A 26669-nucleotide genomic window follows, 5' to 3' on the forward strand; every position below is an offset into this window, starting at 1 on the left:
CCTCCACCGCCGCCGCCAAATCCACCACCGCCAAAGCCGCCCCCGGATCCACCGGAGCCGCCCCGGCCGACAGGAAGGATACCGAGCATCTGGCACACAAAAACAGTCAGGATGAACAACATCAGCAAAAACACGAACAACCCGGGGTGGCGCGAAACGAAATCGCCCCCCGGATCGCCTCTGGATTCATACGCCGTCGAGGGTTCGTCCAAGGGGTTGCCACCCAGCACCACCAGCATCGCCGCCACCCCGTCACTGATGCCCTTGCTGTAATTGCCAGCCTTGAACGCCGGGGTGATGACCTGGTTGATGATCACCGAACTCTGGGCATCGGTCAGGCGATCCTCCAGGCCGTAGCCGACTTCGATGCGAAGTTTGCGCTCGTCCCGGGCGACGATCAGCAAGGCGCCGTTGTTCTTGTCCTTCTGTCCGATACCCCAGTGGCGGCCGAGCCGGTAACCGAAATCGGCGATGTCGGTGCCTTGCAAATCCGGCAAAGTCACGACCACAAGCTGCTCGCCGGTGGCTTGTTCATGGGCCTGAAGTTGTTGGGTGAGCTGCTGGCGCACCGATGGCTCGATCATCTGCGCGTTGTCGACCACCCGTCCGGTCAGCGCCGGAAAGCTCAGCTCGGCCCGGGCCGTGATCGCCACCACCCACAACAACAGCAACAGGACCGTTTTAAAGACACGCATTGGCAACCCCTTCCGTCCCAAGCCTGGCCATGCAGGAGCTGCCGCAGGCTGCGATCCGTTGATCTTGACCTCTAGCGCTCGCGAAGAATCAAAGTCAAAAGATCGCAGCCTGCGGCAGCTCCTACAGGGTTGATTCAGAATTTGACCTCAGGGGCCTTTTCCGACCCAGGTGTGGCTTCGAAGGTCTCACGCACCGGCAGGTCGCTGTACATCACGCTGTGCCACAGGCGACCAGGGAACGTGCGGATCTCGGTGTTGTATTTCTGCACCGCGAGGATGAAATCGCGCCGGGCCACGCTGATCCGGTTTTCGGTGCCCTCAAGCTGCGATTGCAAGGCGAGGAAGTTCTGGTTGGCCTTCAGGTCCGGATAGCGCTCGGAGACCACCATCAAACGACTCAAGGCGCCACTGAGCTGATCCTGGGCCTGTTGGTACTGCTTGAGTTTTTCCGGGTTGTCGAGCGTCGAGGCATCCACCTGGATCGACGTGGCCTTGGCTCGCGCCTCAATCACGGCGGTCAGGGTCTCTTCCTCATGCTTGGCGTAGCCCTTGACGGTTTCCACCAGATTGGGAATCAGGTCGGCACGGCGCTGATACTGGTTCTGCACCTGGCCCCAGGCGGCCTTGGCCTGTTCGTCGAGGGTCGGGATGTTGTTGATGCCGCAGGCGGTCAGCAACGTGGCCAGCATCAGCAGCGTGGCGACCTGCAGGCGCGAACGGTAGGTTGGACTTACATTCATCTGGCTGACGCTCCCTGGTACATGTCATGAAAAAACCGACTGTGAAGCCTTCTGAGCCGGCTCTTGGGGCATAATCGCCCGCGCCTCTGGATTGCAACGGGCCGTTGGGCTAAAAAGACGCCCAGCGCGAAACCGCATCCGCCATCTGGCGGTCGTATCCTGGCTCTGGTTTTTTGAGCCGGCGCCCGAACAACAATAGACGCTCCCTAAATTTTGGCTGGCCGGCGTGTACATCGCCGTTTGGGCCCTTGAGAAAACTATTCATGAAGAAGCTGTGTTTGCTGGGTCTGTTCGTCAGCCTGGCCAGTCATAACGTATTGGCCGCCACGACCCCCGCACCCCTGGAGAACAAGGAAGCCTTCGTCAGCAACCTGATGAAGCAAATGACCCTCGATGAAAAAATCGGCCAGTTGCGCCTGATCAGCATCGGCCCGGAAATGCCGCGTGAAATGATCCGCAAGGAAATCGCGGCGGGCAATATCGGCGGTACGTTCAACTCGATCACCCGTCCGGAAAACCGGCCGATGCAGGACGCAGCCATGCGCAGCCGCCTGAAGATCCCGATGTTCTTCGCCTACGACGTGATCCACGGCCACCGCACCATTTTCCCGATCCCGCTGGCCCTGGCCTCGAGCTGGGACATGGACGCCATTGGCCTGTCCGGGCGCATCGCCGCCAAGGAAGCCGCGGCTGACAGCCTCGACATCACCTTTGCGCCGATGGTCGACATCTCCCGCGATCCGCGCTGGGGCCGCACTTCCGAAGGCTTCGGCGAAGACACCTACCTGGTGTCGCGCATTGCCGGCGTGATGGTCAAGGCGTTCCAGGGCACCGGTGCCAACGCGGCCGACAGCATCATGGCCAGCGTCAAGCACTTTGCCCTGTATGGCGCGGTCGAGGGTGGCCGCGACTACAACGTGGTCGACATGAGCCCGGTCAAGATGTACCAGGACTATCTGCCGCCGTACCGCGCAGCCATCGATGCCGGCGCTGGCGGGGTCATGGTCGCGCTGAACTCGATCAACGGCGTGCCGGCCACCGCCAACACCTGGCTGATGAACGACCTGCTGCGCAAGCAGTGGGGCTTCAAGGGCCTGGCGGTCAGCGACCACGGGGCGATCTTCGAGCTGATCAAGCACGGCGTTGCCGCCGACGGTCGCGAAGCGGCGAAGCTGGCGATCAAGGCCGGCATCCACATGAGCATGAACGACACCCTGTATGGCAAAGAGCTGCCAGGGCTGCTGAAGTCCGGTGAGATCCAGCAGAGCGACATCGACAACGCCGTGCGTGCGGTATTGGGCGCCAAGTACGACATGGGTCTGTTCAAGGACCCGTACCTGCGCATCGGCAAGGCCGAGGATGACCCGGTCGACACCTACGCCGACAGCCGCCTGCACCGCGCCGAGGCCCGCGATGTGGCGCGTCGCAGCCAGGTGCTGCTGAAAAACAGCAACGAAACCCTGCCGCTGAAGAAGACCGCGAAAATCGCCCTGGTCGGTCCGCTGGCCAAGGCCCCCATCGACATGATGGGCAGTTGGGCCGCTGCCGGTCGCCCTGCTCAATCGGTGACCCTGTTCGACGGCATGACCAATGCCCTGGGCGAGAAGTCGACACTGATCTACGCCCGTGGCGCCAACATTACCAGCGACCCGAAAATCCTCGGTTACCTCAACTTCCTCAACTTCGACGCCCCGGAAGTGGTGGATGATCCTCGCCCGGCGAACGTGCTGATAGACGAAGCGGTGAAAGCAGCCAAGGATGCTGACGTCGTTGTTGCCGCCGTCGGTGAATCCCGTGGCATGTCCCACGAGTCGTCGAGCCGCACCGACCTGAACATCCCGCAAAACCAGCGCGAGCTGATCCGTGCCCTGAAAGCCACCGGCAAACCGCTGGTACTGGTGTTGATGAACGGCCGCCCGCTGACGATCCTCGAGGAGAAGGAGCAGGCCGACGCGATCCTGGAAACCTGGTTCACCGGCACCGAGGGCGGCAACGCCATCGCCGATGTGCTGTTCGGCGACTACAACCCGTCGGGCAAACTGCCGATCAGCATCCCGCGTTCGGTCGGCCAGATTCCGACCTACTACAACCACCTGACCATTGGCCGGCCGTTCACCCCGGGCAAACCGGGCAACTACACCTCGCAATATTTCGATGACACCACCGGCCCCCTGTACCCGTTCGGCTATGGCCTGAGCTACACCGGGTTCAGCCTGAGCGACATGGCCCTGTCGTCGACCACACTGAACAAGACCGGCAAGCTCGACGCCAGCGTCACAGTGAAAAACACCGGCAAGCGAGATGGCGAAACCGTGGTGCAGTTGTACATCCAGGATGTGGCCGGCTCAATGATCCGTCCGATCAAGGAACTGAAGAACTTCCAGAAAGTCATGGTCAAGGCCGGCGAACAGAAAGTCGTGCACTTCACCATCACCGAGGACGACCTGAAGTTCTACAACACCCAGCTCAAATACGCGGCGGAACCGGGCAAGTTCAACGTGCAGATTGGTCTGGATTCAGAGGACGTGACGCAACAGAGTTTTGAGTTGCTCTAAACCTTGCCCCCTGTAGGAGCTGGCTTGCCAGCGAAAGCGTCGGGTCAATCGACAGAAGTGTCGAATGACAGACCGCCTTCGCTGGCAAGCCAGCTCCTACAGAGGTTTCAGTGGGTTTGAAAGTATGCGTTTAGCCCCGTCGATCCAGCAGATTCACCACCAGCCGATCCACCCATCCCCACACCCGCTGCTTGACCCGCCGCCACAGCGGCCGGCGTTGCCATTCTTCCAGGCTGACTTGCTCACTTAACCCGAAGTCCCGTTCAAAACTCGCGGCCACCGCTCGGGTCAACCCAGGGTCCAGCGCTTCCAGGTTGGCTTCCAGGTTGAAGCGCAGGTTCCAGTGATCGAAGTTGCACGAGCCGATGCTCACCCAGTCATCGATCAAGACCATTTTCAGGTGCAGGAAACACGGTTGGTACTCGAAGATCTGTACCCCGGCCTTGAGCAGTCGCGGGTAGTAACGATGCCCGGCATAACGCACGGACGGGTGATCGGTACGGGGCCCGGTCAGCAGTAGCCGCACATCGACACCCCGGGCAGCCGCCCGGCGCAGGGAACGGCGGACTTTCCAGGTCGGCAAAAAGTACGGCGTGGCCAGCCAGATCCGTCGCTGACCGCTGTTCAGGGCGCGCACCAGCGATTGCAGAATATCCCGGTGCTGGCGGGCGTCGGCATAGGCCACCCGGCCCATGCCCTCGCCCATCGATGGCACCCGTGGCAGGCGCGGCAGGCCAAAATGCGAGGCCGGTCGCCAGGCGCGACGATGGCGGTTGGCGATCCACTGGCGATCGAACAGCAACTGCCAGTCGATCACCAGCGGCCCGGTGATTTCCACCATCACCTCATGCCATTCGCTGACATCTTCTCCCGGGGTCCAGAACTCATCGGTGACACCGGTGCCGCCGACGACCGCCAGGCTCTGATCCACCAGCAACAATTTGCGGTGATCGCGGTAGAAGTTGCCGACCCAGCGCCGCCAGCTCAGGCGATTGTAGAAACGCAGTTCCACCCCGGCGGCCATCAGCCGCTGACGCAAGGTCAGGGTGAAGGCGAGGCTGCCATAGTCATCGAACAGGCAGCGCACCCGCACACCGCGCTCGGCGGCCTGCACCAATGCCTGGACCATGGCTTCGGCGCAGGCGCCCGCTTCCACCAGATACAGCTCCAGCTCGACCTGTTCTTCGGCGCGGGCAATCGCCACCAGCATGCGTGGGAAAAACTGCGGACCATCGACCAGCAGTTCGAAGTGGTTGCCTTCACGCCAGGGAAAAATCGCTCCGGCCATGTCAGCGCGTCGTGAAAATCAGCACCGCACTCACCGGCACTGAAAGACTGATAGCGGATAAACCGGCCAGCTTGCGCAACGCTTCCAGGCCGGGAGCCAAATCGAAATCTTCGGCGTTGATCACCAGTGGTTCGAGGGTCACCACCTGGAAGCGCCGGTCATCGAGACGGGTCGCCAGCAGTTCGGTGGGGTATTCGTGTCGTTTGCCGTGCAGCTCGACCGTCAACGGCAGGCGCAACTCCAACTGTGCGCCGGGAGCAAGATCATTGATCGGGCGCAGATCGATTTTCGTGGTGATCGAGGCGTCGGGAAACCGATCGATCTGGAACAGTTCCTTACGCATGCGCTCATCGCGCAACGGGATGCCGCTGTTGATCGATTCCAGTTCGACTTCCACCTGCGCCAGCCCTTCAGGATCGACTGTGCCGTGCAACACCAGAAAGCGCTGCACTTCGGAAACATTGGCGTTTTTGGTGCTGACGAATGACAGACGCGAGGACTCACCATCCAGGTACCAATCGGCACGGGCCGACAACGCGACACCGGCCAGCAACAGGAAAGCGAGGGATTGAAGGGTGGAGCGCTTGAACATAGAGACTCGTGGGGCAGATAAACCTGTGCTGAACCTTAACTGGCTTGTCACAGGTTGCAAACTTTCTGTTGCCCTTTGAACACATTCCCCGGGACAAGTAAGCTTTTGTGGCGAGGGGGCTTGCCCCCCGTTGCGCTGCGAAGCAGTGCTGAAAGCTGCAACCAAGTAAGTCTGATTCACCGGGGAGGCTGGCTTTGCGTCTGCTTCGCAGCCGAACGGGGCGGTGCGGCGTTCCGACAAGCCCCCTCGCCACAAAAGCACTCGCCTGACCTCACGGTTTTGGCGTGTTCAAGGCTGCAAACGGCAGCCCTGGCGCTCGCCGGTCCACGCGGCGCTGTTGCTGCGGCCCATGCCGCTGACCGTTACGCGCTTGTCGGTAGCGTCATCGGTAAAGTTGCTGGCCGGCACCCACTGCTTCACATAGCTGAGGCAGTACTTGGTGTCGTTACCCATCACATAGCGGCACGAGCAATATTCCTTGGCTGTGTAGGCGCTGATGATGTCGGGGAACGCCCACAGCGCCACCCGCTCGTGCCAGATCCAGCCGAGCAAGGCAATCAGCAGGATCAACATTAGGGAACCGGCCGGTCGACGGCGAATGAATCCGGTCATGGCTGCACCTTCCCGGCAAAGGCCTTGAGCGCGAGCTGGAGCAATTGGTTGTGTCGGTAGCTGCCGTCGCGGTCATCGCCATAGCGGACGATCACCAGGTGTTCGCTGGGGATTACATACATTGCCTGCCCCCAATGACCCAATGCGGCGAAGGTGTCGACGGGGGCATCGGGCCAGGGTCGTGCCGCGCCCTCGACGGCGCGATTGAGCCACCATTGGCCACCGGGAACGGCATCGTCTTCGTGTGCATGATAGTGAGCGAACGGCTCGCGGTTGAACGCCACCCAATCCTTGGGAAGTAGTTGCCTGTCGCCCCAACGACCTTCGCGGGCCATCAACAGTCCGACCCGGGCCAGGTCCCGTGCAGTGAGGTAGGCATAGGACGACGCAACGAAAGTGCCCGTGGCATCGGTTTCCCAGATCGCGTGGCGAATGCCCAGCGGTTCGAACAATGCAGTCCACGGAAAGTCGGGATAACGGTCGGGGCCGACGATGGTTTTCAGCGCGGCGGACAGCAGGTTGCTGTCACCACTGGAGTAGCGAAACGCCCGGCCTGGCGCCGCATAAGCATCATGGGCCGCGGCAAATGCGGCCATGTCGTGGTGACCGCGAGTGTAGAGCATGGCCACCACCGAAGACTTCAACGGTGCGTATTCGTAGTCTTCTTGCCAATCCAGGCCCGAGGCCCAGTGCAGCAGGTCGGCCATGGTCATGTCGGGGTGTTTTTGCAGGGGCGGATAAAACTTCGCCACCGGGTCGCCGAGCTTGAACAAGCCTTCGCCATAGGCCACGCCGAGGACCGTGGCCATCAGGCTCTTGCTGATCGACCAGGTCAGGTGCGGCGTCTCGGCCGTCGTCGGACCGGCGTAGCGTTCGTAGAGCAACTGGCCGTCGCGAATCACCAGCAAGGCATCGGTGCGAATGCCCTGGCGAGCGCTGTCATCGCGGGATGGGAAGGCGTAGGCCTCCAGGGCTTGAAGCGCCGGGCCGGTCGGCGTCGGGGCGGTCGGCCATTGCTCGGCGGGCCAGTTTTCGGCTTGGGCCGTGAAGCTGAGCAACAGCAGGAAAATCAGGGACAAGCCTTTGGGCATGGCGGGGGCTCGGAGGTTGAACCTGCTGAGCCTAGTCGAGGTTGATGACAGTTCTGAAATTTGTGTAGCCGGTAAGGGCGCCTTCGCTGGCAAGCCAGCTCCTACAATGGCAATGATGACCTGTAGGAGCTGGCTTGCCAGCGAAGAGGCCCGTCAAAGCACCGCCAAAGCCTTGGCCAACCGTTTGCCTCGCGCCCCGGCCGCCAAATCCATCACCGCCTGATCCCGCTGCCACATCACCGCCCACTCCGGCGGCCCTGCGGCCAACGCCTCATTCACCTCAGCCTTGAGCACCTCAAACTGCGCAAACAACCCGCCAAGCAACACATGACCGGCCGGATGGGTCGGTGGCTGGCGGCTGGTTTCCGCACACCCTGCCAACAACCCCAGCAACCGCAATTGCAAGCCTTGCGGCCAATCGCATTCCTGGCCAATGCCATACAACCACGCCGTCATGGCGCTCAGCACATAGATGTCTTCCAGGGTGCGGAATGGTTTTACATAGGCATCCCAGCCATCCCCGGCGAGCAACTCGCACAGTGCGTTATCCAGAAACAACCGGCCATGACTGATGTCCGGCATCAATGGGATCGGCGCCAGCTTTTCCACCCGCACACCCGGCTCACCACGATAGATCACCGCCAGGCTCAAGCGCGGATCGGAGCCAGGCTCCTCGCTGCGCGCTGCCACCAGTAGCCAGTCGGCGGCATCGCCTGCGGTGACGAAATCCTTGCGTCCGTTCAGACGCAAACCGCTCAGTCGGGTTTGCATGTCGGCCGGGCGCAGGCTGCGCTTTTCGGTGGCGCACAGCGCACCGAGGCTCAGCGGCGCACTCGGCCAAAGCATGCGCAATGCCGCTTGATAGCCCACCAGAAACGCCAGTCCCGGTGTCGCCATCAACCGCCCGCCAAGCACGGCCAATTCGAACGGCGAGACCGTGCCCAACTGCTGCAACAAGGTCGCGAAACCTTCAGCCAGATCCGGGTTGGCGGGCAACCGATCACGGCGGTTCAACAGGGTTTGCCAGAGCATGAGAGGCTCCTTGTGGGCTGTCATATAAGCATCACCAAAGCTTAATGGCGATGACACCGGGGCTACATAGCCTGACTTTGCACAACATGGCTAGGGGGCGTTCTCAATTAGTTTCCCTACCGCGCTGGGGAAGCTGGTTGAGAACGCCCCCTGGACAAAGAAAGTCGATTCGCTGTAGCCCAAAGACAGGTGAGCAGCCCGCACGGAGATTCGCCATGACTCAGATCGCCCGCATCAGCGACACCGGCAACGAACGCCGCCTGCAAGCCGAACGCCTGGTGGGCGCCGAGGCGTTGCAGCAAGCCCAGGCCTTGCGCTTCAACGTGTTCAGCGGCGAATTCAACGCCAGGCTCAAGGGTGCTGAACTGGGTCTGGACATGGATGACTACGATGTTCATTGCGCCCACATCGGCGTGCGCGACCTGAACACCGGGCGTCTGGTGGCGACCACCCGCTTGCTCGACCACACGGCTGCCAGCAGCCTGGGCAAATTCTACAGCGAAGAAGAATTCAGCCTTCACGGCCTGGTGCATCTGAAAGGCCCGATCCTGGAAATCGGTCGCACCTGCGTCGATCCGGCCTATCGCAACGGCGGCACCATCGCTGTGCTCTGGGGTGAACTGGCCGAAGTCCTGAACCAGGGCGGCTACAGCTACCTGATGGGTTGCGCGAGCATTCCGATGCAGGATGGCGGCGTGCAGGCCCACGCCATCATGCAGCGTCTGCGCGAGCGCTACCTGTGCACCGAACACCTGCGCGCCGAGCCGAAAAACCCGCTGCCAAACCTGGACATCCCGTCGAACGTGATTGCCGAAATGCCACCGCTGCTCAAGGCCTACATGCGCCTGGGCGCGAAGATCTGTGGCGAGCCATGCTGGGACGAAGACTTCCAGGTCGCCGACGTGTTCATCCTGCTCAAGCGCGACGAACTCTGCCCGCGTTACGCCAAACACTTCAAGGCGGCTGTGTAATGAGCCGGTTGCGGGTGTACGCGCGAATCGCGCGAGTGCTGCTGGTGGTGACGCTGGGCCTGGGCATGGCCAGCGTGTTCGGGGTGTTCGAACGCCTGGGCATGGCCCATTCGATGGCGCGTCGTCAGCGCTGGTCGCGGTTTTTCATGGCCCGTCTGAGCAACGCCCTGCCCTTCGACGTGACCGTCCACGGCGAGCTGCCGAAGGCACCGATGCTCTGGGTCAGCAACCACGTGTCCTGGACCGACATCCCGCTGCTGGGCATGCTCACGCCGCTGTCATTCCTGTCCAAGGCCGAAGTGCGCACCTGGCCGGTGGCCGGCTGGTTGGCGGCCAAGGCCGGCAGCCTGTTCATCCGCCGTGGCTCGGGTGACAGCCAGTTGATCCGCAAGCAGATGACCCGTCATCTGGAACAGGCACACCCCCTGCTGATGTTCCCGGAAGGCACCACCACCGATGGCCGTTCGCTGCGCACCTTCCATGGTCGTCTGCTGTCCGCCGCCATCGACTCCGAAGTGGCGATGCAGCCGGTGGCGATTCGTTATGTGCGTGACGGCGAGCCTTGCGCGCTGGCGCCGTTCATTGGCGACGATGATCTGCTCTCGCACTTGATGCGTCTGTTCGCCAATGACCGTGGTGGCGTGGAAATTCATCTGCTCAAGCCAATCGCTTGCGAAGGTCGGGAACGCGCAGCGCTGGCGTTCGAAGCGCAGCAGGCGGTGCAGAAGGCGTTGTTTGGTGAAATTGTCGAACCGCAACGAGCACCCATGCGCCCCGCCATTGCGGCGTAAACACGCGCCCCCCGTGGGAGCGAGCTTGCTCGCGATAGCTATCTCACAGTCACATCCATAGTGACTGTCATGGCCTCATCGCGAGCAAGCTCGCTCCCACAGGGGTTTCAGGGTGTTGAGTAGTTCCGGGCAAAATCCTGAAGCTGCGGATAGAACAACCTGAAGTCCTCGCTCAACGGTTCATACAACCGCCGCAACTCCTGCATCGCCGCTGCCAGCTCCTCCGGCCGGGTCAGGCGCCGCGAGATCCCGCGCAACACCTGCTCCAGCACGTCGAACTCCTGATACGAGCCCAACCAGTCATTGGCCACCATGTGCGGCGCTATCTTCGCCAGCCGCTCCGGCAGTTGTCGCTCGCTGGACAGCACCCGGTAAACGTCCGAGGTGAACAATGCCAGGGGCCGGTCGGCATACAGCGTCCAGTCCCGGGCCAGGCAATGGTCGAAAAACACGTCGAGCACGATCCCCGCGTAGCGACGCCGGGTCAGGGAAAAACGCGACAACGCGACGTCCACCAGCGGATGGCGATCGGTGAACACGTCGATGCTGCGGTGCAGCTGGATGGCCCCCTCGATTTCCGGAGCGAACTGCCCTTGCAGCCGTCCCTTGACGAAATCGCCATACAGACTGCCGAGCAATTGATCGGGACGCTGACCACCGAGGTGAAGATGTGCGAGATAGTTCATGGGCGCAGCTTAGCACTGCCCTCTTGTCTTGTTACACTCAACATATCGTTATAACTCGATATACCGAAATGTGAGCGGGCCAGAGCCAAATCATATTTGTATATCGCGAAATACCGATTTAAAGTTCGCCTCATCGCGATATAGCGTTTTACACATCACGAGCCCACATCATGACCTTGAATCTCGACGAAATAATAAAAGCCTTGGCGCACCCGGTACGGCGAGACATCCTGCGCTGGCTCAAGGACCCGACCGTCGAATTCCCCGACCAGTCCCACAGTAACGAGCACGGCGTCTGCGCCGGGCAGATCGATCAACGTTGCGGCCTGTCGCAGTCCACGGTGTCCGCACACCTGGCGACCCTGCAACGCGCCGGCCTGATCAGCAGCCGCAAAGTCGGCCAGTGGCATTTTTTCAAACGCAATGAGGAAACCATCCAGGAGTTCCTCCGCATCTTCAACAAAGAGCTCTGACCCTTAACGTCAGCCAGCCAAAAGGAATTAAACAATGCCCCTCTCGCTACTCATCCTGGCCTTGAGCGCCTTCGCCATCGGCACCACCGAGTTCGTCATCATGGGCCTGCTGCCCAACGTGGCGGCTGACCTCGGTGTGTCGATTCCCGGTGCCGGCTGGCTGGTGACCGGTTACGCCCTGGGCGTGGCCATCGGTGCGCCGTTCATGGCCCTGGCCACCGCCAAATTGCCGCGCAAGGCTGCCCTGGTGGCGTTGATGGGCATTTTCATCATTGGCAACCTGCTCTGCGCAGTGGCCGGCGACTACAACGTGCTGATGTTCGCCCGTGTGGTCACCGCCCTGTGCCACGGCGCCTTCTTCGGCATCGGCTCGGTGGTGGCCGCCGGCCTGGTGCCTGCGAACAAACGCGCTTCGGCCGTGGCCCTGATGTTCACCGGCCTGACCCTGGCCAACGTCCTCGGCGTACCGCTGGGCACCGCCCTCGGTCAGGCAGCTGGCTGGCGGTCGACCTTCTGGGCCGTGACGGTGATCGGTGTGATCGCACTGATCGGCTTGATCCGCTTTCTGCCGGCCAAACGTGATGAAGAAAAACTCGACATGCGCGCCGAACTGGCCGCACTCAAGGGCGGCGGCATCTGGCTGTCCCTGAGCATGACCGCGCTGTTCGCCGCCTCGGTGTTCACCCTGTTCACCTACGTCGCGCCGCTGCTGGGCGAAGTCACCGGCGTCTCGCCCCGTGGCGTGACCTGGACCCTGATGCTCATCGGCCTGGGCCTGACGGTCGGCAACATCATCGGCGGCAAGCTGGCCGACAAAGGCATGGCCGCGACGCTGATCGGCGTGTTCATCACCATGGCCCTGGTGTCCACCGTGCTGACCTGGACCAGCGTCGCGCTGATCCCGACCGAAATCACTCTGTTCCTCTGGGCCACCGCGTGCTTCGCCGCGGTACCGGCTCTGCAAGTGAACGTGGTGACCTTCGGCAACGCCGCACCGAACCTGGTGTCGACCCTGAATATCGGCGCTTTCAACATCGGCAACGCCCTGGGTGCCTGGGTCGGCGGCAGTGTCATCGCCCACGGCTTCGGCCTGACCCGCGTGCCGCTCGCCGCAGCCGCACTGGCGGTACTCGCCCTGCTGGTGACCCTGATTACTTTCCGTCAGAGCGGCAATCCCGATCTGGCCCCTGCCACTTCTAACTGATCTCCAAAAGAGAGCCTTTAAATGACGACTATTTTCGATCCGATCAAACTGGGCGACCTCGAGTTGGCCAACCGCATCATCATGGCGCCGCTGACCCGCTGCCGCGCCGACGAAGGTCGCGTGCCCAACGCGCTGATGGCCGAGTACTACGTACAGCGCGCTTCGGCAGGCCTGATCCTCAGCGAGGCCACCTCCGTGACGCCGATGGGCGTCGGCTACCCGGACACCCCGGGCATCTGGTCCAACGATCAGGTGCGTGGCTGGTCCAACGTGACCAAGGCCATCCACGGTGCTGGCGGCAAAATCTTCCTGCAACTGTGGCACGTGGGTCGCATTTCCCACGGTTTGTACCTGAACGGTGAAACACCGGTCGCGCCGAGTGCCGTCCAGCCCAAGGGCCACGTCAGCCTGGTGCGTCCGTTGGCCGACTTCCCGGTGCCGCGCGCCCTGGAAACCGCTGAAATCGCCGACATCGTCGACGCCTACCGCGTCGGTGCCGAGAACGCCAAGGCGGCCGGCTTCGACGGAGTGGAAATCCATGCCGCCAACGGCTACCTGCTCGACCAGTTCCTGCAAAGCAGCACCAACCAGCGCACCGATAACTACGGCGGCTCCCTGGAAAACCGTGCCCGCCTGCTGCTGGAAGTGACCGATGCCGCCATCGAGATCTGGGGTGCCGGCCGTGTGGGCGTACACCTGTCGCCACGCGCCGACCTGCATGACATGGGCGACGAGAACCTGGCCGAAACCTTCACCTACGTCGCTCGCAAACTGGGCAAGCGTGGCATCGCCTTCATCTGCTCGCGGGAGAAAGAAGGTGCCGACAGCCTCGGCCCACAGCTCAAGCAAGCCTTCGGCGGCCCTTACATTGCCAACGAGCGTTTCACCAAGGACAGCGCCAACGCATTGCTCGCCAGCGGCAAGGCCGATGCAGTCGCCTTCGGCGTACCGTTCATCGCCAACCCCGACCTGCCAGCGCGTTTGCAGGCAGACGCGCCGCTGAACGACGCGCGTCCGGAACTGTTCTACGCCAAGGGCCCGGCCGGTTACATCGACTACCCGACGCTGTAATCCGTAACCGTTGAAACGCAAAAGCCCCGGCTTGAAAGAGCCGGGGCTTTTTGTTGAGTATCGAGCCCTGGCCCGGTAGGAGCTGCCGCAGGCTGCGATCTTTTGATCTTCGGCGAAGGCATCGTCGCCATAATCAAGATCAAAAGATCGCAGCCTGCGGCAGCTCCTACAGTGACCGTGCAATGAAGGGCCCTCAAAAAGGCGACACAAAATTCCTACAAATTACTGAGCTTGCTACCTGTCCACCTGCCGAGTGTAAGTATATAAAAGCACCCCATTGTCGGAGGGCGCGTGAAGAACCGTTCATCTTCGGTTTCAATGGTTGACACACAAGGCGCCAATTACGCATTTTGCTTTATTTGCGCAGGCTGGGACTGAAGCGCAACAGATCCAGCCCGGTATCGACCCAACGTTCGGCTTCGGCGTGCAATTCAAAACTGTCCGGGGCCAGCAACCACTGGTACAGGATGCCATCAATAAAAGCATGCAAGCTGATGGCGGCGCGGGCGGTGTCGAGGTTTTCCGGCAACTGGCCGCGTTTCACGGCATTACTCAGGGCCAGGCCGATCCGCACATTGCATTCGAGGCTGGCTGACACGCGCTGCTGGCGCAGGTCGCACATTTCATCGGTGAATTCACACTTATGAAAAAGAATCTCATTGATGCGGCGGGTTTTCGGGTCCAGCGCAATTTGATGAAACAAATGAATCAACAGTTTGCGCATGCAGCCCAGGGGATCGAGTTCGTCTTCGCTCTCGCTGGCCTTGGCCATTTCTTCCAGCGGCTCATGCAAGGTGTCGAGCATGGCCTGCACCAGATCCGCCTTGTTGCTGAAGTGCCAGTAAATGGCCCCTCGAGTGACACCGGCCAGGGTCGCGATGTCCGCCAGGGTCGTGCGCGCCACGCCTCGCTCGAAAAAGGCCTTTTCGGCCGCCTCGAGAATTTGTGCGCGGGTTTCCTGAGCTTCCTCTTTGGTACGACGGACCATGGCAGTACAACCTCAATCGGGGTGCTTCAGCGATGTCTGAATATCAGCTGAATAAAAAGTGGGGCGAACGTTCTGGGGGGGCGTCCCCAGCCTGCATTTACAACCGTTCAACGGCTTGTGTAACGACGTTGATACGCAGCCTGGGTATTTACAAACAGCCATGTACGTAAGTATATTCCTTAGCAAGCTACTTATCCACTCGGTAACCATTTTTCAACCTTCCACCTTTCTAGTGCGCTCCTTGCGCGCCTGACCCGAGGATTTTCATGCAATTCAAGCCAGCTGTTACCGCTCTGGTCGCCGCCGTCGCCCTGGCATCGCTGCTCAGCGGATGCAAAAAGGAAGAGGCAGCACCGGCCGCCCCACCGCCTCAGGTCGGCGTCGTGACTCTGCAACCCCAGGCTTTCACCCTGACGTCCGATCTGCCAGGTCGTACCAGCGCGTTCCGCATTGCCGAAGTTCGCCCGCAGGTCAATGGCATCATTCTCAAACGCCTGTTCAAGGAAGGCAGCGACGTCAAGGCCGGCCAGCAGCTCTATCAGATCGACCCCTCGATCTATGAAGCAACGCTCGCCAGCGCCGAAGCCAACCTGCGTTCGACCAAATCGATTTCCGACCGCTACAAGCAATTGGTCGACGAACAAGCCGTAAGCCGTCAGGAATACGACACCGCCCTGGCCAACCGCCTGCAATCGGAAGCCGCACTGCAAACCGCCCAGATCAATGTGCGTTACACCAAGGTCAATGCCCCGCTGACCGGCCGCATCGGCCGCTCCTCGGTGACCGAAGGCGCATTGGTGAGCAATGCTCAGGTCGATGCAATGGCGGTGATTCAGCAAATCGACCCGATCTACGTCGACGTGACGCAGTCTTCGGTCGAGCTGTTGCAACTGCGCCGTGAGCTGGAAAGCGGTCGCCTGCAAAAAGCCGGTGACAACGCAGCCTCGGTCAAGCTGACCCTCGAAGACGGCAGCGAGTACACGCTGGACGGCAAGCTGGAATTCTCCGAAATCTCGGTTGACCAGACCACCGGCTCCGTCACCCTGCGCGCGATTTTCCCGAACCCTGATCACACCCTTCTGCCTGGCATGTTCGTACACGCCAAGTTGCTGGCCGGCGTGAACAGCGCGGCGATTCTGGCCCCGCAGCAAGGCGTGACCCGCGACCTCAAGGGTGCCCCGACTGCACTGGTTGTCGGCCCGGACAACAAGGTCGAACTGCGTCAACTCAAGGCCAACCGCACTGTCGGTAACCAATGGCTGATCGAAGACGGCCTGAAGGCCGGCGATCGCCTGATCACCGAAGGTCTGCAATTCGTCAAACCTGGCGTCGAAGTCAAGGCCAGTGAAGCGACCAACGTAGCCGTAAGGAACCCGGCCCCTGCCCAGGTAGCTGATAAAGCCTCCGGCGGCAAAGGGGAGTAAACCATGTCGAAATTTTTTATCGACCGTCCGATTTTCGCCTGGGTAATTGCCCTGGTGATCATGTTGGTCGGGGCACTATCGATCCTCAAACTGCCGATCAACCAGTACCCGAGCATTGCGCCTCCAGCGATCGCCATCTCCGTGGCCTACCCGGGTGCTTCGGCGCAAACGGTACAGGACACCGTGGTTCAAGTGATCGAGCAACAACTCAACGGTATCGATCACCTGCGTTATGTCTCGTCGGAAAGTAACTCCGACGGCACCATGACCATTACCGCGACCTTCGAGCAAGGCACCAACTCCGATACCGCGCAGGTTCAGGTCCAGAACAAGCTGAACCTGGCCACCCCACTGCTGCCGCAAGAAGTGCAACAGCAGGGGATCCGCGTCACCAAGGCAGTGAAGAACTTCCTGTTGGTGATTGGCGTGGTGTCGCGTGACGGCAGCATGACCAAGGACGACCTGTCCAACTACATCGTGTCGAACATGCAAGACCCGATCTCGCGGACCGCCGGTGTCGGTGACTTCCAGGTGTTCGGTTCCCAGTACGCCATGCGTATCTGGCTCGACCCGGCCAAGTTGAACAAATTCAACCTGACGCCGATCGACGTCAGAACCGCCATCGCTGCGCAAAACGTCCAGGTGTCGTCCGGCCAGCTCGGCGGCCTGCCTGCCCTGCCCGGCACCCAGTTGAACGCGACGATCATCGGCAAGACCCGCCTGCAGACCGCGGAGCAATTCGACAAGATCCTGCTCAAGGTCAACAAGGACGGTTCCCAGGTTCGCTTGAAAGATGTTGCCGAAGTCGGTCTGGGGGGTGAGAACTACAGCATCAACGCCCAGTTCAACGGCGCCCCGGCTTCCGGTCTGGCGGTGAAACTGGCCACCGGTGCCAACGCTCTGGATACCGCCAAAGCCCTGCGCACGACCATCGACAGCCTCAAACCGTTCTTCCCGCAAGGGATGGAAGTGGTGTTCCCGTATGACACCACGCCGGTAGTAACGGAATCGATCAAGGGCGTGGTACACACCCTGGTCGAAGCGGTCGCGCTGGTGTTCCTGGTGATGTTCCTGTTCCTGCAGAACTTCCGTGCCACCATCATCACCACGATGACCGTGCCGGTGGTATTGCTCGGTACGTTCGGGATCCTCGCGGCAGCCGGTTTCAGCATCAATACCCTGACCATGTTCGGTATGGTGCTGGCCATCGGCTTGCTGGTGGACGACGCCATCGTCGTGGTGGAAAACGTCGAACGGGTGATGAGCGAAGAAGGCCTGTCACCCAAGGAAGCCACCAAGAAATCCATGGGCCAGATCCAGGGCGCACTGGTCGGTATCGCTCTGGTGCTGTCGGCGGTGCTACTGCCAATGGCGTTCTTCAGCGGTTCCACCGGTGTGATCTACAAGCAGTTCTCGATCACCATCGTCTCGGCCATGGCCCTGTCGGTTCTGGTTGCGCTGATCTTCACCCCGGCGCTTTGCGCCACCATGCTCAAGCCGATCCGCAAAGGCGAGCACGGCGTACCGAAGCGCGGTTTCTTTGGCTGGTTCAACCGCAATTTCGACCGCGGCGTACGCAGCTACGAGCGCGGTGTGGGCAACATGCTTGCGCAAAAGGCCCCGTACCTGCTGGCCTACCTGATCATCGTCGTCGGCATGATCTGGCTGTTCACCCGTATTCCAACGGCGTTCCTGCCTGAAGAAGACCAGGGTGTACTGTTCGCACAGGTGCAGACCCCGGCCGGCTCGACGTCCCAGCGTACCCAGGTGGTCGTGGACGAAATGCGTGAATTCCTGCTGCGTCCGGGCAAGGATGGCGGCGAAGGCGATGCGGTGAACTCGGTGTTTACCGTGACCGGCTTCAACTTCGCCGGTCGTGGTCAGAGTTCGGGTATGGCATTCATCATGCTGCGCCCGTGGGATGAACGTAACGCCGACAACAACGTGTTCAAGGTGGCGGCTCGTGCCCAACAGCACTTCTTCACCTTCCGCGATGCCATGGTGTTTGCCTTCGCGCCACCGGCGGTACTGGAACTGGGTAACGCCACCGGTTTCGACGTGTTCCTGCAGGACCGCGCCGGTATCGGCCACGAAAAACTGATGGCTGCGCGTAACCAGTTCCTCGGTATGGCAGCGCAGAGCAAGGTTCTGGCTCAGGTGCGTCCGAACGGCCTGAACGATGAGCCTCAATATGAGCTGGAAATCGATGACGAGAAGGCCAGTGCCCTGGGCATTACCATTGCCGACATCAACAACACCCTGTCGATTGCCCTCGGCAGTAGCTACGTCAACGACTTCATCGACCGTGGTCGGGTGAAGAAGGTTTACGTGCAAGGCCAGCCAGGTGCTCGAATGGGCCCTGAAGACCTGCAGAAGTGGTACGTGCGCAATAGCGTCGGCACCATGGTTCCGTTCTCGGCGTTCGCCAAGGGCGAGTGGATCTACGGCTCGCCCAAACTGGCCCGTTACAACGGCGTGGAAGCGATGGAAATCCTCGGCTCCCCGGCGCCTGGCTATTCCACCGGTGAAGCCATGGCCGAAGTCGAAGCCATCGCGCAGAAGCTACCGGCGGGTGTCGGTATTTCCTGGACCGGCCTGTCGTACGAAGAACGTCTGTCCGGTTCGCAAGCACCAGCGCTGTATGCCCTGTCGCTGCTGATGGTGTTCCTGTGCCTGGCGGCGTTGTATGAAAGCTGGTCGATTCCGATCGCGGTGATGTTGGTGGTGCCGCTGGGGATCATCGGTGCATTGATGGCCACCAGCCTGCGCGGTTTGTCCAACGACGTGTACTTCCAGGTAGGTTTGTTGACGACTATCGGTCTGGCGGCAAAAAACGCCATTCTGATCGTCGAATTTGCCAAGGAGCTGCACGAACAAGGGCGTAGCCTGCGCGATGCGGCAATTGAAGCCAGTCGCATGCGTCTGCGACCGATCATCATGACCTCGCTCGCCTTCGTTCTGGGTGTGGTACCACTGGCGATATCCACCGGCGCGGGCTCCGGTAGCCAGCATGCCATCGGCACCGGTGTGATCGGCGGTATGATCACGGCCACTGTGCTGGCGATTTTCTGGGTCCCACTGTTCTTCGTTACCGTGTCATCCATAGGCCAGCGTAAAATCGCCGATCAGGATGATGCCACTGAAACTCCTCAAGAGGCTGGCTAATGAGCAAGTCGCTACTCTCCCTGGCAGTTGCCGCCTTCGTGCTCGGTGGCTGCTCGCTGATACCTGATTATCAGCAGCCCGAAGCGCCGGTGGCGGGCCAATACCCGCAGGGCCCGGCGTACTCGCCGGCCCAGGCACCGGCGCAAGCGGCTGCCGAGCAGGGCTGGAAGCAGTTTTTCCATGACCCGGCGCTGCAACAGCTGATTCAGGTTGCCCTGGAAAACAACCGTGACCTGCGTGTCGCGGCCCTGAACATCGACGCGTTTGCGGCTCAATACCGCATCTCCCGTGCCGATCTGTTCCCGGCCGTCTCGGCCAACGGCACCGGCAGCCGTCAGCGCGTTCCGGCTGACGCTTCGCAGACCGGCCAAACCGGCATCGTCAGTTCCAACTCGGCCACGGTCGGGGTCAGCGCCTACGAACTCGACCTGTTCGGTCGGGTCCGCAGCCTGAACGAAGAAGCGTTGCAGAAATACTTCGCCACTGAAGAAGGTCGCCGCAGCACGCAGATCAGCCTGGTGGCCAGTGTGGCCAACGCCTACCTGACCTGGCAGGCGGACAAGGAACTGTACAAGCTGACCCAGGACACCCTGGCCACCTTCGAGGAGAGCTACAAGCTCACCGCCCGCAGCAACGAAGTCGGGGTCGCCTCGGCCCTGGACCTGGCGCAGTCGCGCACCTCGGTGGAAAACGCCCGTGCGCAACTGGCCAAGTACACCCGCCAAGTCGCCCAGGACGAGAACAGCCTGGTGCTGCTGCTCGGCACCGGTATCCCGGCCAACCTGCAAGCGGCCAAACCACTTGACGACGACCTGCTGAGCGACGTGCCGCCCGGCCTGCCGTCGGACTTGCTGCAACGTCGTCCGGACATCCTTCAGGCCGAGTACAACCTGAAGGCCGCCAACGCCAACATCGGCGCGGCGCGGGCTGCGTTCTTCCCGAGCATCAGCCTCACGGCCAATGCCGGCACCTTGAGCACGGACCTGTCAGGCCTGTTCAAGGGTGGTTCGGGCACCTGGCTGTTCCAGCCGCAGATCAACCTGCCGATTTTCAATGCCGGTAGCCTGCGCGCCAGTCTGGACTTATCGAAAATCCAGAAAGACATCGGCGTGGCGAACTACGAGAAGTCCATTCAAACGGCCTTCCAGGAAGTCGCCGACGGCCTGGCCGCCCGCCAGACCTATGTCCAGCAGTTGCAGGCACAGAAAGATTTCGTCAGTGCCAACCAGGTCTACTACCGCCTGGCCGAGCGTCGTTACCTCATCGGTGTCGACAGCAACCTGACCTTCCTCGATGCCCAGCGTCAGCTGTTCAGTGCGCAGCAGGTGTTGATCACCGATCGCTTGGCGCAACTGGTCAGCCAGGTCAACCTGTACAAGGCATTGGGTGGTGGCTGGAACGAACAGACGGCGAAGAACGAGCCGTTGAAAGAAGAAGCGCCGAAGATGAAGTACTTCTGATAGCGCTGTGAAAACACGAAGCCCACCGATTGGTGGGCTTTTTGTTGGCGGCGGGAAAAGGTGTGCTGTCAGTGATGGCCCCATCGCGAGCAAGCTCGCTCCCACAAGGGATCGTCGTTTGGCTGAAATCGCATGCACACTGAAAGCCCCCCTGTGGGAGCGAGCTTGCTCCGGGCGGCGTTCCGACGATGAGGCCCGTACAGGCCACACAAAATCCAGCGTCATGTTGCGTTCGATAATCGCCCAAAACCCGTTTTTTACGATTGAACCATCCAGTACATTTCCCACACCATCCGAACCACAAAACCAATAACAACAGGTTCGGCACCATGCCCCCACGCCTTGCCCTCTCCGGCTGATCCGCTTCGTTTGTACTGATTTCGAAAATTCGTCTGCAACCCCGGGTTGCGGCATCACCCCGCTTCATCCCCAAGAATTAGAGAGACCCGAGCCCATGACGCCTTCCACCGCGCAGTATTTCGTTCCCAGCCTGATTGCCATTGCCCTGGCCGGCGCGGCCCTGCCCGCCAGCGCCGAAGAGTCGGGCTTCGTCGATGGGGCCAAGGTCAACCTGAACCTGCGCAACTTCTACATCAACCGCAACTTCACCAACCCGACCAAGGCCCAGGGCAAGGCTGAAGAGTGGACGCAAAGTTTCATCCTCGACGCCAAATCCGGGTTCACCCAGGGCACCGTCGGGTTCGGCATGGATGTGCTCGGTTTGTATTCGGTGAAGCTCGACGGCGGCAAAGGCACCGGCGGTACGCAACTGCTGCCGCTGGATCACGACGGTCGCCCGGCGGACAACTTCGGCCGCACCAACGTGGCGTTCAAGGCCAGGCTGTCGCAGACCGAAGTGAAAGTCGGCGAGTGGATGCCGGTGCTGCCGATCCTGCGCTCCGACGACGGCCGCTCGTTGCCGCAAACCTTCCGCGGCGGCCAGATCACGTCGAAGGAGATCAATGGCCTGACGCTCTACGGCGGCCAGTTCCGCCAGAACAGCCCACGGGACGACAGCAGCATGAACGACATGTCGATGACCGGCAAAGCGGCGTTCACCTCTGACCGTTTCAACTTCGAGGGCGGCGAGTACCTGTTCAATGACAAGCGCACCCAGATCGGTCTGTGGAACGCCGAGCTCAAGGACATCTACAGCCAGCAATTCGTCAACTTGATCCACAGCCAACCACTTGGCGACTGGACCTTGGGCGCCAACCTGGGTTTCTTCCACGGCAAGGATGACGGCAGCGCCCGGGCTGGCGAGCTGGACAACAAAACCCTGTACGGCCTGTTCTCGGCCAAGTACGGCGGCAACACGTTCTATGTCGGCCTGCAGAAACTCACCGGCGACAACGCCTGGATGCGGGTCAACGGCACCAGCGGCGGCACCCTGGCCAACGACAGCTACAACTCCAGCTACGACAACGCCCGGGAACGCTCCTGGCAGGTACGCCACGACTACAACTTCGCCGCCCTGGGCGTGCCAGGCCTGACCCTGATGAACCGCTATATCAGCGGCGACAATGTACACACCGGCAGCATCACCGATGGCAAGGAATGGGGACGTGAAAGTGAACTGGGCTACACCGTGCAGAGCGGTGCGCTGAAAGACCTGAACCTGAAATGGCGCAACTCGACCATCCGGCGCGACTACAGCAACAACGAGTTCGATGAGAACAGGTTGATCATCAGCTATCCGATCAGCTTGCTCTAAGCTCAAGTTACGCCTTCGCTGTAGAAGCTGGCTTGCCAGCGAAGGCGGCCTCGACAATGTCGCAACATTCGAAGGCCCCTTCGCTGGCAAGCCAGCGCCTACAAGTGTCAGACGATCTCTCTACTCCCGCGACTCAACCCCCAACTCATCCCAAACCGACTCGGCCATATGGAACGTCGCATTGGCCGCCGGGATCCCGCAGTAGATGGCGCTCTGCATGATCACTTCCTTGATCTCGCCACGGCTCACGCCGTTGTTGGCGGCAGCGCGCAGGTGCAGTTTCAGTTCTTCGTTGCGGTTCATGCCGATCAACATGGCGATGGTGATCAGGCTGCGGGTATGGCGCGGCAGACCCGGGCGGGTCCAGATGTCGCCCCAGGCGTGACGGGTGATCATCTCCTGGAACTCCGAGTTGAACTCGGTCAGGGCATTCAGGCTGCGGTCGACGTGGGCATCGCCCAAGACCGCGCGACGGACCTTCAGGCCCTCGTCATAACGTTGTTTCTCGTCCACGCAAATCCCCTCAATCAGCCGACAGAAACGCCAGCACGCGCTTGCTGAACGCATTGCCGGCCTGGACGTTGGACAAGTGCGCCGCATAGAACTCGGCGTACTCGGCCCCGCGCACATGCTCCTGGATGAAATGCCCACCGGACGGTGGCGTCACGGCGTCTTCGGTACCGGCAATCACCAGAAGCGGCGCCTTGATCGACGACAGCTGATCGCGAAAATCGGCATCACGCACCGCCGCGCAGTTGGCCGCGTAACCTTCAGGCGAAGTGGCCGCGAGCATGTCGGTGATTTGCTTGGCTGCCGCCGGGTTGGTGGCGGAGAAGTCCGGGGTGAACCAGCGGGCAATCGACGCATCGCGCAGAGCAACCATGGCTGCCTGACCATCACGCAGCACCATTTCGATACGCGGGTTCCACACCGATGGATCGCCGATTTTCGCCGCGGTGTTGCACACGATCAGCTTGTTCAGGCGTTCACCGGCATTGATCCCCAGCCACTGGCCGATCAACCCGCCCATGGACAGACCGCAGAAATGCGCGCGCTCGATGTGCAAGGCATCCATCAAGGCGAGCACATCGTGGCCCAGCTGTTCGATGCTGTATGGCCCCGGCGTCACCAATGACTGGCCATGGCCGCGTGTGTCGAAACGCAACACGCGAAAATGCCCGGAGAACGCCGGGATTTGCGCGTCCCACATGTGCAGGTCGGTGCCCAAAGAATTGGACAACACCAGTACCGGCGCATCGACCGGTCCATCGAGTTGGTAATGCAGTTCGCCCTCGGCGAGTTGTACAAAAGCCACAGCAGTCTCCTTCAGGCAGTCAATGCAGAATGTTCAGCCACCGCGCGCTCGACCCAGGTTTTGGCCTGGCCGAGATAGTGGGCGGGGTCCAGCAGATGATCGAGTTCAGCCGCCGACAGCTCGGCGGTCACTTGCGGTTCGTCACCGAGGACCGCACGCAGGTGACGTTGTTCGGCCACGGCGCGCTTGCAGCATTGCTCCAGCAGATGATGCGCGGTATCGCGACCGACCCGTTGCGCGAGGACGATGCTCACCGCTTCGGCAAGCACCAGGCCCTGGGTCAAATCGAGGTTGCGCGCCATGCGCCCGGCGTCCACTTCCAGGCCTTGGGCAATCTGCAACGCTTGCTGCAGGCTGCCCGACACCAGGCAGCAAATTTCCGGCAGGGTTTCCCACTCGGCATGCCACAGGCCGAGGCTGCGTTCGTGCTCCTGGGGCATGGCGCTGAACAGCGTCGAGAGCAGACCGGGTACGCGAGTCGCCGCGCTGATCAGCACCGCCGCGCCCACCGGATTGCGTTTGTGCGGCATGGTCGAAGAGCCGCCCTTGCCCGGTGCCGAAGGTTCGAACACTTCGCCAGCCTCGGTCTGCATCAAAAGACTGATATCACGGCCGAGTTTGCCGAGACTACCGGCGATCAGGCCGACCGCGGCGCCAAACTCCACCACCCGATCGCGCTGGGTATGCCACGGCTGATCGGGCAATTTCAGTTGCAGTTCTTCGGCCAGCGCCTGGGCAATCGGCATGGCCTGTTCACCCAGGCCGGCAAGGGTTCCGGACGCACCGCCGAATTGCAGCACCAGCAAACGCGGCTTGAGTTCGGCCAAGCGCTGACGACTGCGCGTCACCGCCCCCAGCCAACCGGCGATTTTCATGCCGAGGGTGACCGGCGTCGCATGCTGCAGCCAGGTGCGTCCGGCCAATGGCGTGGTCGCGTATCGCTGGGCCTGGGACGCGAGCGTCTGCCCCAGTTGCGCCAGATGGTTTTCGATCAGTTCCAGCGCCCGGCGCAGTTGCAGCACCAGGCCGCTGTCCATGACGTCCTGGCTGGTCGCGCCCAGATGCACATAGCGCTCGGCTTCGGCATCGGTGGCCGCGATCTGTTTACCCAACGCCTTGACCAAGGGAATCGCCGAGTTGCCCGCCGTGGCAATCGCCTCGCCCAACGCCGCAAAGTCATAAAGCCCGGCGCGACAAGCCGCTTCAATCGGCGCGACAGCACTCGACGGAATCAACCCTGCCTGCGCTTCCGCCCGGGCCAGTGCCGCTTCAAAATCGAGCATGGCCTGGACCCGGCCCTGATCGCAGAACACCTCACGCATATCGCGGGCAGTGAAATAGGCATCGAACAATTGATTGCCCGGTCGCTGGTTCATAAACAATTCCTGGAGGCGCGGGCCTGGGGTCCGCGCGTAAAGATCAAAGATCGTGATGCAGATACTTCGCCTGTCTCGGCAGACGCAGGCTGAACAGGAACGCGATCGCCATCATCACCGTCACGTACCAGTAGAAGGAGTTTTCCATGCCCACGGCCTTGAGGCTCAAAGCCACGTATTCCGCCGAACCACCGAAGATCGCATTCGCCACCGCATACGCCAGGCCGACACCCAGCGCACGCACTTCCGGTGGGAACATTTCGGCTTTTACCAGACCGCTGATCGAGGTGTAGAAACTGACGATCGACAGCGCCAGGGTAATCAGCACGAAGGCCAGAAACGGACTGGTCACGCTTTTCAGGCTCAACAGGATCGGCACGGTGAACAGCGTGCCGAGGGCGCCGAACCAGAGCATCGAGTTACGCCGGCCGATCTTGTCGGCGAGCATGCCGAAAACCGGCTGCATGCACATATAGAGGAACAGCGCGCCGGTCATGATGTAGCTGGCGGTCTTGGCCGGCATGCCGGCGGTGTTCACCAGGTACTTCTGCATGTATGTGGTGAAGGTGTAGAAAATCAGCGAACCACCGGCGGTGTAACCCAGTACGGTGATGAACGCGGCCTTGTGGTCGCGAAACAGCGCGCTGATGCTGCCGGCGTCCTTGTTTTCGCGCATTTCCTTGCTGGACGTTTCTTTAAGCGAACGACGCAAATACAGCGAAACCAGCGCCGCCATGGCACCCACCACGAAGGGAATCCGCCAGCCGTAGGCACGCAGGTCATCCTCGGTCAGGAACTGTTGCAGGATCACCACCAGCGACACCGCGAGCAACTGGCCGCCGATCAGGGTCACGTACTGGAATGAAGCGAAGAAACCACGCTGGCCCTTGAGCGCCACTTCGCTCATGTAGGTCGCGGTGGTGCCGTACTCACCGCCCACCGACAAGCCTTGCAGCAAACGGGCGAACAGCAACAGGATCGGCGCCCAGACCCCGATACTGTTGTAGGTCGGCAAGCAGGCAATCAGCAAAGAGCCGAAGCACATCATCAGAATCGAGATCAGCATCGAGTTCTTGCGCCCGTGCTTGTCCGCCAAGCGCCCGAAAATCCAGCCACCAATCGGGCGCATCAGGAAGCCGGCGGCAAACACGCCAGCGGTGTTGACCAACTGCACCGTGGGGTTGTCGGACGGGAAAAAGGCCGGCGCAAAATAGATCGCACAGAAGGCATAGACATAGAAGTCGAACCATTCGACCAGGTTGCCGGACGAAGCACCGACAATGGCGAAGATCCGCTTGTTGCGTTCTTCGCCCGTATAAAGAGCTACAGGAGCCGTGGATGTTGTCATTGTTTTTTCACTCTGTGGGGACAGTGAGAGTCTAGACACGCTTTGAAACAATCCCGTTCCGCAGATGCATTCGCGACT

The 26669-nt window shown here is 61.2% G+C and carries 23 protein-coding genes; 10 read left to right on the plus strand and 13 right to left on the minus strand.

Annotated elements, in window-relative coordinates; translation table 11 throughout:
• Together KGA81_RS28585 and KGA81_RS28590 are read right to left on the minus strand one after the other, a co-directional pair.
• A partial coding sequence (locus KGA81_RS28585) for a TPM domain-containing protein (protein ID WP_223550779.1) occupies window positions 1-695 on the minus strand: 695 nt, incomplete at its 3' end.
• A gap of 134 nt (window positions 696-829) precedes the next feature.
• The gene (locus KGA81_RS28590) at window positions 830-1435 is read right to left on the minus strand and encodes a LemA family protein (protein ID WP_007983038.1); all 606 of its coding nucleotides are present in this window, start codon (window positions 1433-1435) and stop codon (window positions 830-832) included.
• Window positions 1436-1698: 263 nt separating this feature from the next.
• On the opposite strand from KGA81_RS28590, the gene bglX reads away from it, so the two are divergent.
• Window positions 1699-3990 carry a beta-glucosidase BglX gene (gene bglX / locus KGA81_RS28595; RefSeq protein ID WP_223550781.1) on the plus strand — a complete coding sequence of 764 codons (2292 nt, stop codon included), beginning with the start codon at window positions 1699-1701 and terminating at the stop codon, window positions 3988-3990.
• A gap of 130 nt (window positions 3991-4120) precedes the next feature.
• Here the strand turns inward: bglX and KGA81_RS28600 are convergent, their stop codons facing one another.
• From KGA81_RS28600 to KGA81_RS28620, 5 genes are all read right to left on the minus strand, one after another.
• The gene (locus KGA81_RS28600) at window positions 4121-5278 is read right to left on the minus strand and encodes a phospholipase D-like domain-containing protein (RefSeq protein WP_223550784.1); all 1158 of its coding nucleotides are present in this window, start codon (window positions 5276-5278) and stop codon (window positions 4121-4123) included.
• A gap of 1 nt (window position 5279) precedes the next feature.
• A complete protein-coding gene (locus tag KGA81_RS28605; RefSeq protein WP_223550787.1) occupies window positions 5280-5870 on the minus strand; it encodes a YceI family protein in 591 nt (196 codons plus the stop codon).
• Between the two features lie 288 nt (window positions 5871-6158).
• Entirely contained in the window at window positions 6159-6482 is a 324-nt protein-coding gene (locus KGA81_RS28610) for an amidase (RefSeq protein WP_223550789.1), read from the minus strand.
• On the minus strand, window positions 6479-7573 hold the full coding sequence (locus KGA81_RS28615) for a serine hydrolase domain-containing protein (RefSeq protein ID WP_223550791.1): 1095 nt from the start codon (window positions 7571-7573) through the stop codon (window positions 6479-6481). Before KGA81_RS28615 ends, KGA81_RS28610 begins: the two co-directional genes overlap by 4 nt.
• A 153-nt stretch (window positions 7574-7726) precedes the next feature.
• Entirely contained in the window at window positions 7727-8605 is an 879-nt protein-coding gene (locus KGA81_RS28620) for an acyl-CoA dehydrogenase family protein (RefSeq protein WP_223550794.1), read from the minus strand.
• 215 nt (window positions 8606-8820) lie between these two features.
• On the opposite strand from KGA81_RS28620, the gene olsB reads away from it, so the two are divergent.
• Window positions 8821-9576: an L-ornithine N(alpha)-acyltransferase gene (olsB, locus tag KGA81_RS28625; RefSeq protein WP_223550796.1), complete on the plus strand. Its 756-nt coding sequence runs from the start codon at window positions 8821-8823 to the stop codon at window positions 9574-9576.
• On the plus strand, window positions 9576-10367 hold the full coding sequence (locus tag KGA81_RS28630; RefSeq protein ID WP_223550799.1) for a lysophospholipid acyltransferase family protein: 792 nt from the start codon (window positions 9576-9578) through the stop codon (window positions 10365-10367). The genes olsB and KGA81_RS28630 overlap by 1 nt, the downstream gene beginning before the upstream one ends.
• A 107-nt stretch (window positions 10368-10474) precedes the next feature.
• On the opposite strand, the gene KGA81_RS28635 is transcribed toward KGA81_RS28630, so the two are convergent.
• Window positions 10475-11053, minus strand: coding sequence for an ACP phosphodiesterase (locus tag KGA81_RS28635; RefSeq protein ID WP_223550802.1), 579 nt, complete (start codon window positions 11051-11053; stop codon window positions 10475-10477).
• 170 nt (window positions 11054-11223) lie between these two features.
• Here KGA81_RS28635 and KGA81_RS28640 point away from each other — a divergent pair, with 170 nt between their 5' ends.
• Genes KGA81_RS28640 through KGA81_RS28650 form a run of 3 tightly spaced genes read left to right on the plus strand, consistent with a single transcriptional unit; the run spans window position 11224 to window position 13801 of the window.
• Entirely contained in the window at window positions 11224-11526 is a 303-nt protein-coding gene (locus KGA81_RS28640; protein ID WP_223550804.1) for an ArsR/SmtB family transcription factor, read from the plus strand.
• 34 nt (window positions 11527-11560) lie between these two features.
• Complete coding sequence (locus KGA81_RS28645) at window positions 11561-12730, plus strand: MFS transporter (RefSeq protein WP_223550807.1); 1170 nt, start codon at window positions 11561-11563, stop codon at window positions 12728-12730.
• A gap of 21 nt (window positions 12731-12751) precedes the next feature.
• Window positions 12752-13801, plus strand: coding sequence for an alkene reductase (locus KGA81_RS28650; RefSeq protein WP_223550810.1), 1050 nt, complete (start codon window positions 12752-12754; stop codon window positions 13799-13801).
• Between the two features lie 355 nt (window positions 13802-14156).
• On the opposite strand, the gene emhR is transcribed toward KGA81_RS28650, so the two are convergent.
• Window positions 14157-14789, minus strand: a complete 633-nt coding sequence (gene emhR / locus KGA81_RS28655; protein WP_223550812.1) for an efflux system transcriptional repressor EmhR — start codon at window positions 14787-14789, stop codon at window positions 14157-14159.
• A gap of 266 nt (window positions 14790-15055) precedes the next feature.
• On the opposite strand from emhR, the gene KGA81_RS28660 reads away from it, so the two are divergent.
• The 4 genes from KGA81_RS28660 to KGA81_RS28675 all read left to right on the plus strand — a co-directional run bounded on the left by KGA81_RS28660 (window position 15056) and on the right by KGA81_RS28675 (window position 22552).
• Window positions 15056-16213, plus strand: a complete 1158-nt coding sequence (locus KGA81_RS28660; protein WP_223550814.1) for an efflux RND transporter periplasmic adaptor subunit — start codon at window positions 15056-15058, stop codon at window positions 16211-16213.
• Between the two features lie 3 nt (window positions 16214-16216).
• A complete protein-coding gene (emhB, locus tag KGA81_RS28665; protein ID WP_223550816.1) occupies window positions 16217-19378 on the plus strand; it encodes an efflux RND transporter permease subunit EmhB in 3162 nt (1053 codons plus the stop codon).
• Entirely contained in the window at window positions 19378-20838 is a 1461-nt protein-coding gene (emhC, locus tag KGA81_RS28670; protein WP_108216759.1) for an efflux RND transporter outer membrane subunit EmhC, read from the plus strand. The genes emhB and emhC overlap by 1 nt, the downstream gene beginning before the upstream one ends.
• 454 nt (window positions 20839-21292) lie before the next feature.
• Window positions 21293-22552: an OprD family porin gene (locus KGA81_RS28675; RefSeq protein ID WP_223550819.1), complete on the plus strand. Its 1260-nt coding sequence runs from the start codon at window positions 21293-21295 to the stop codon at window positions 22550-22552.
• Between the two features lie 120 nt (window positions 22553-22672).
• Here the strand turns inward: KGA81_RS28675 and pcaC are convergent, their stop codons facing one another.
• The 4 genes from pcaC to KGA81_RS28695 are packed head-to-tail and all read right to left on the minus strand — an operon-like array spanning window position 22673 to window position 26591.
• Window positions 22673-23065 (minus strand): 4-carboxymuconolactone decarboxylase, encoded by a 393-nt coding sequence (pcaC, locus tag KGA81_RS28680; protein WP_223550822.1) that lies wholly within the window; start codon window positions 23063-23065, stop codon window positions 22673-22675.
• Window positions 23066-23075: 10 nt separating this feature from the next.
• Window positions 23076-23867: a 3-oxoadipate enol-lactonase gene (gene pcaD / locus KGA81_RS28685; protein WP_223550825.1), complete on the minus strand. Its 792-nt coding sequence runs from the start codon at window positions 23865-23867 to the stop codon at window positions 23076-23078.
• A gap of 11 nt (window positions 23868-23878) precedes the next feature.
• A complete protein-coding gene (locus KGA81_RS28690; RefSeq protein WP_223550827.1) occupies window positions 23879-25243 on the minus strand; it encodes a 3-carboxy-cis,cis-muconate cycloisomerase in 1365 nt (454 codons plus the stop codon).
• Between the two features lie 43 nt (window positions 25244-25286).
• Complete coding sequence (locus KGA81_RS28695) at window positions 25287-26591, minus strand: MFS family transporter (RefSeq protein ID WP_223550830.1); 1305 nt, start codon at window positions 26589-26591, stop codon at window positions 25287-25289.
• Window positions 26592-26669: the final 78 nt, after the last annotated feature.

Source organism: Pseudomonas sp. A-B-19 (genome assembly GCF_019947515.1).
Taxonomy (GTDB): domain Bacteria; phylum Pseudomonadota; class Gammaproteobacteria; order Pseudomonadales; family Pseudomonadaceae; genus Aquipseudomonas.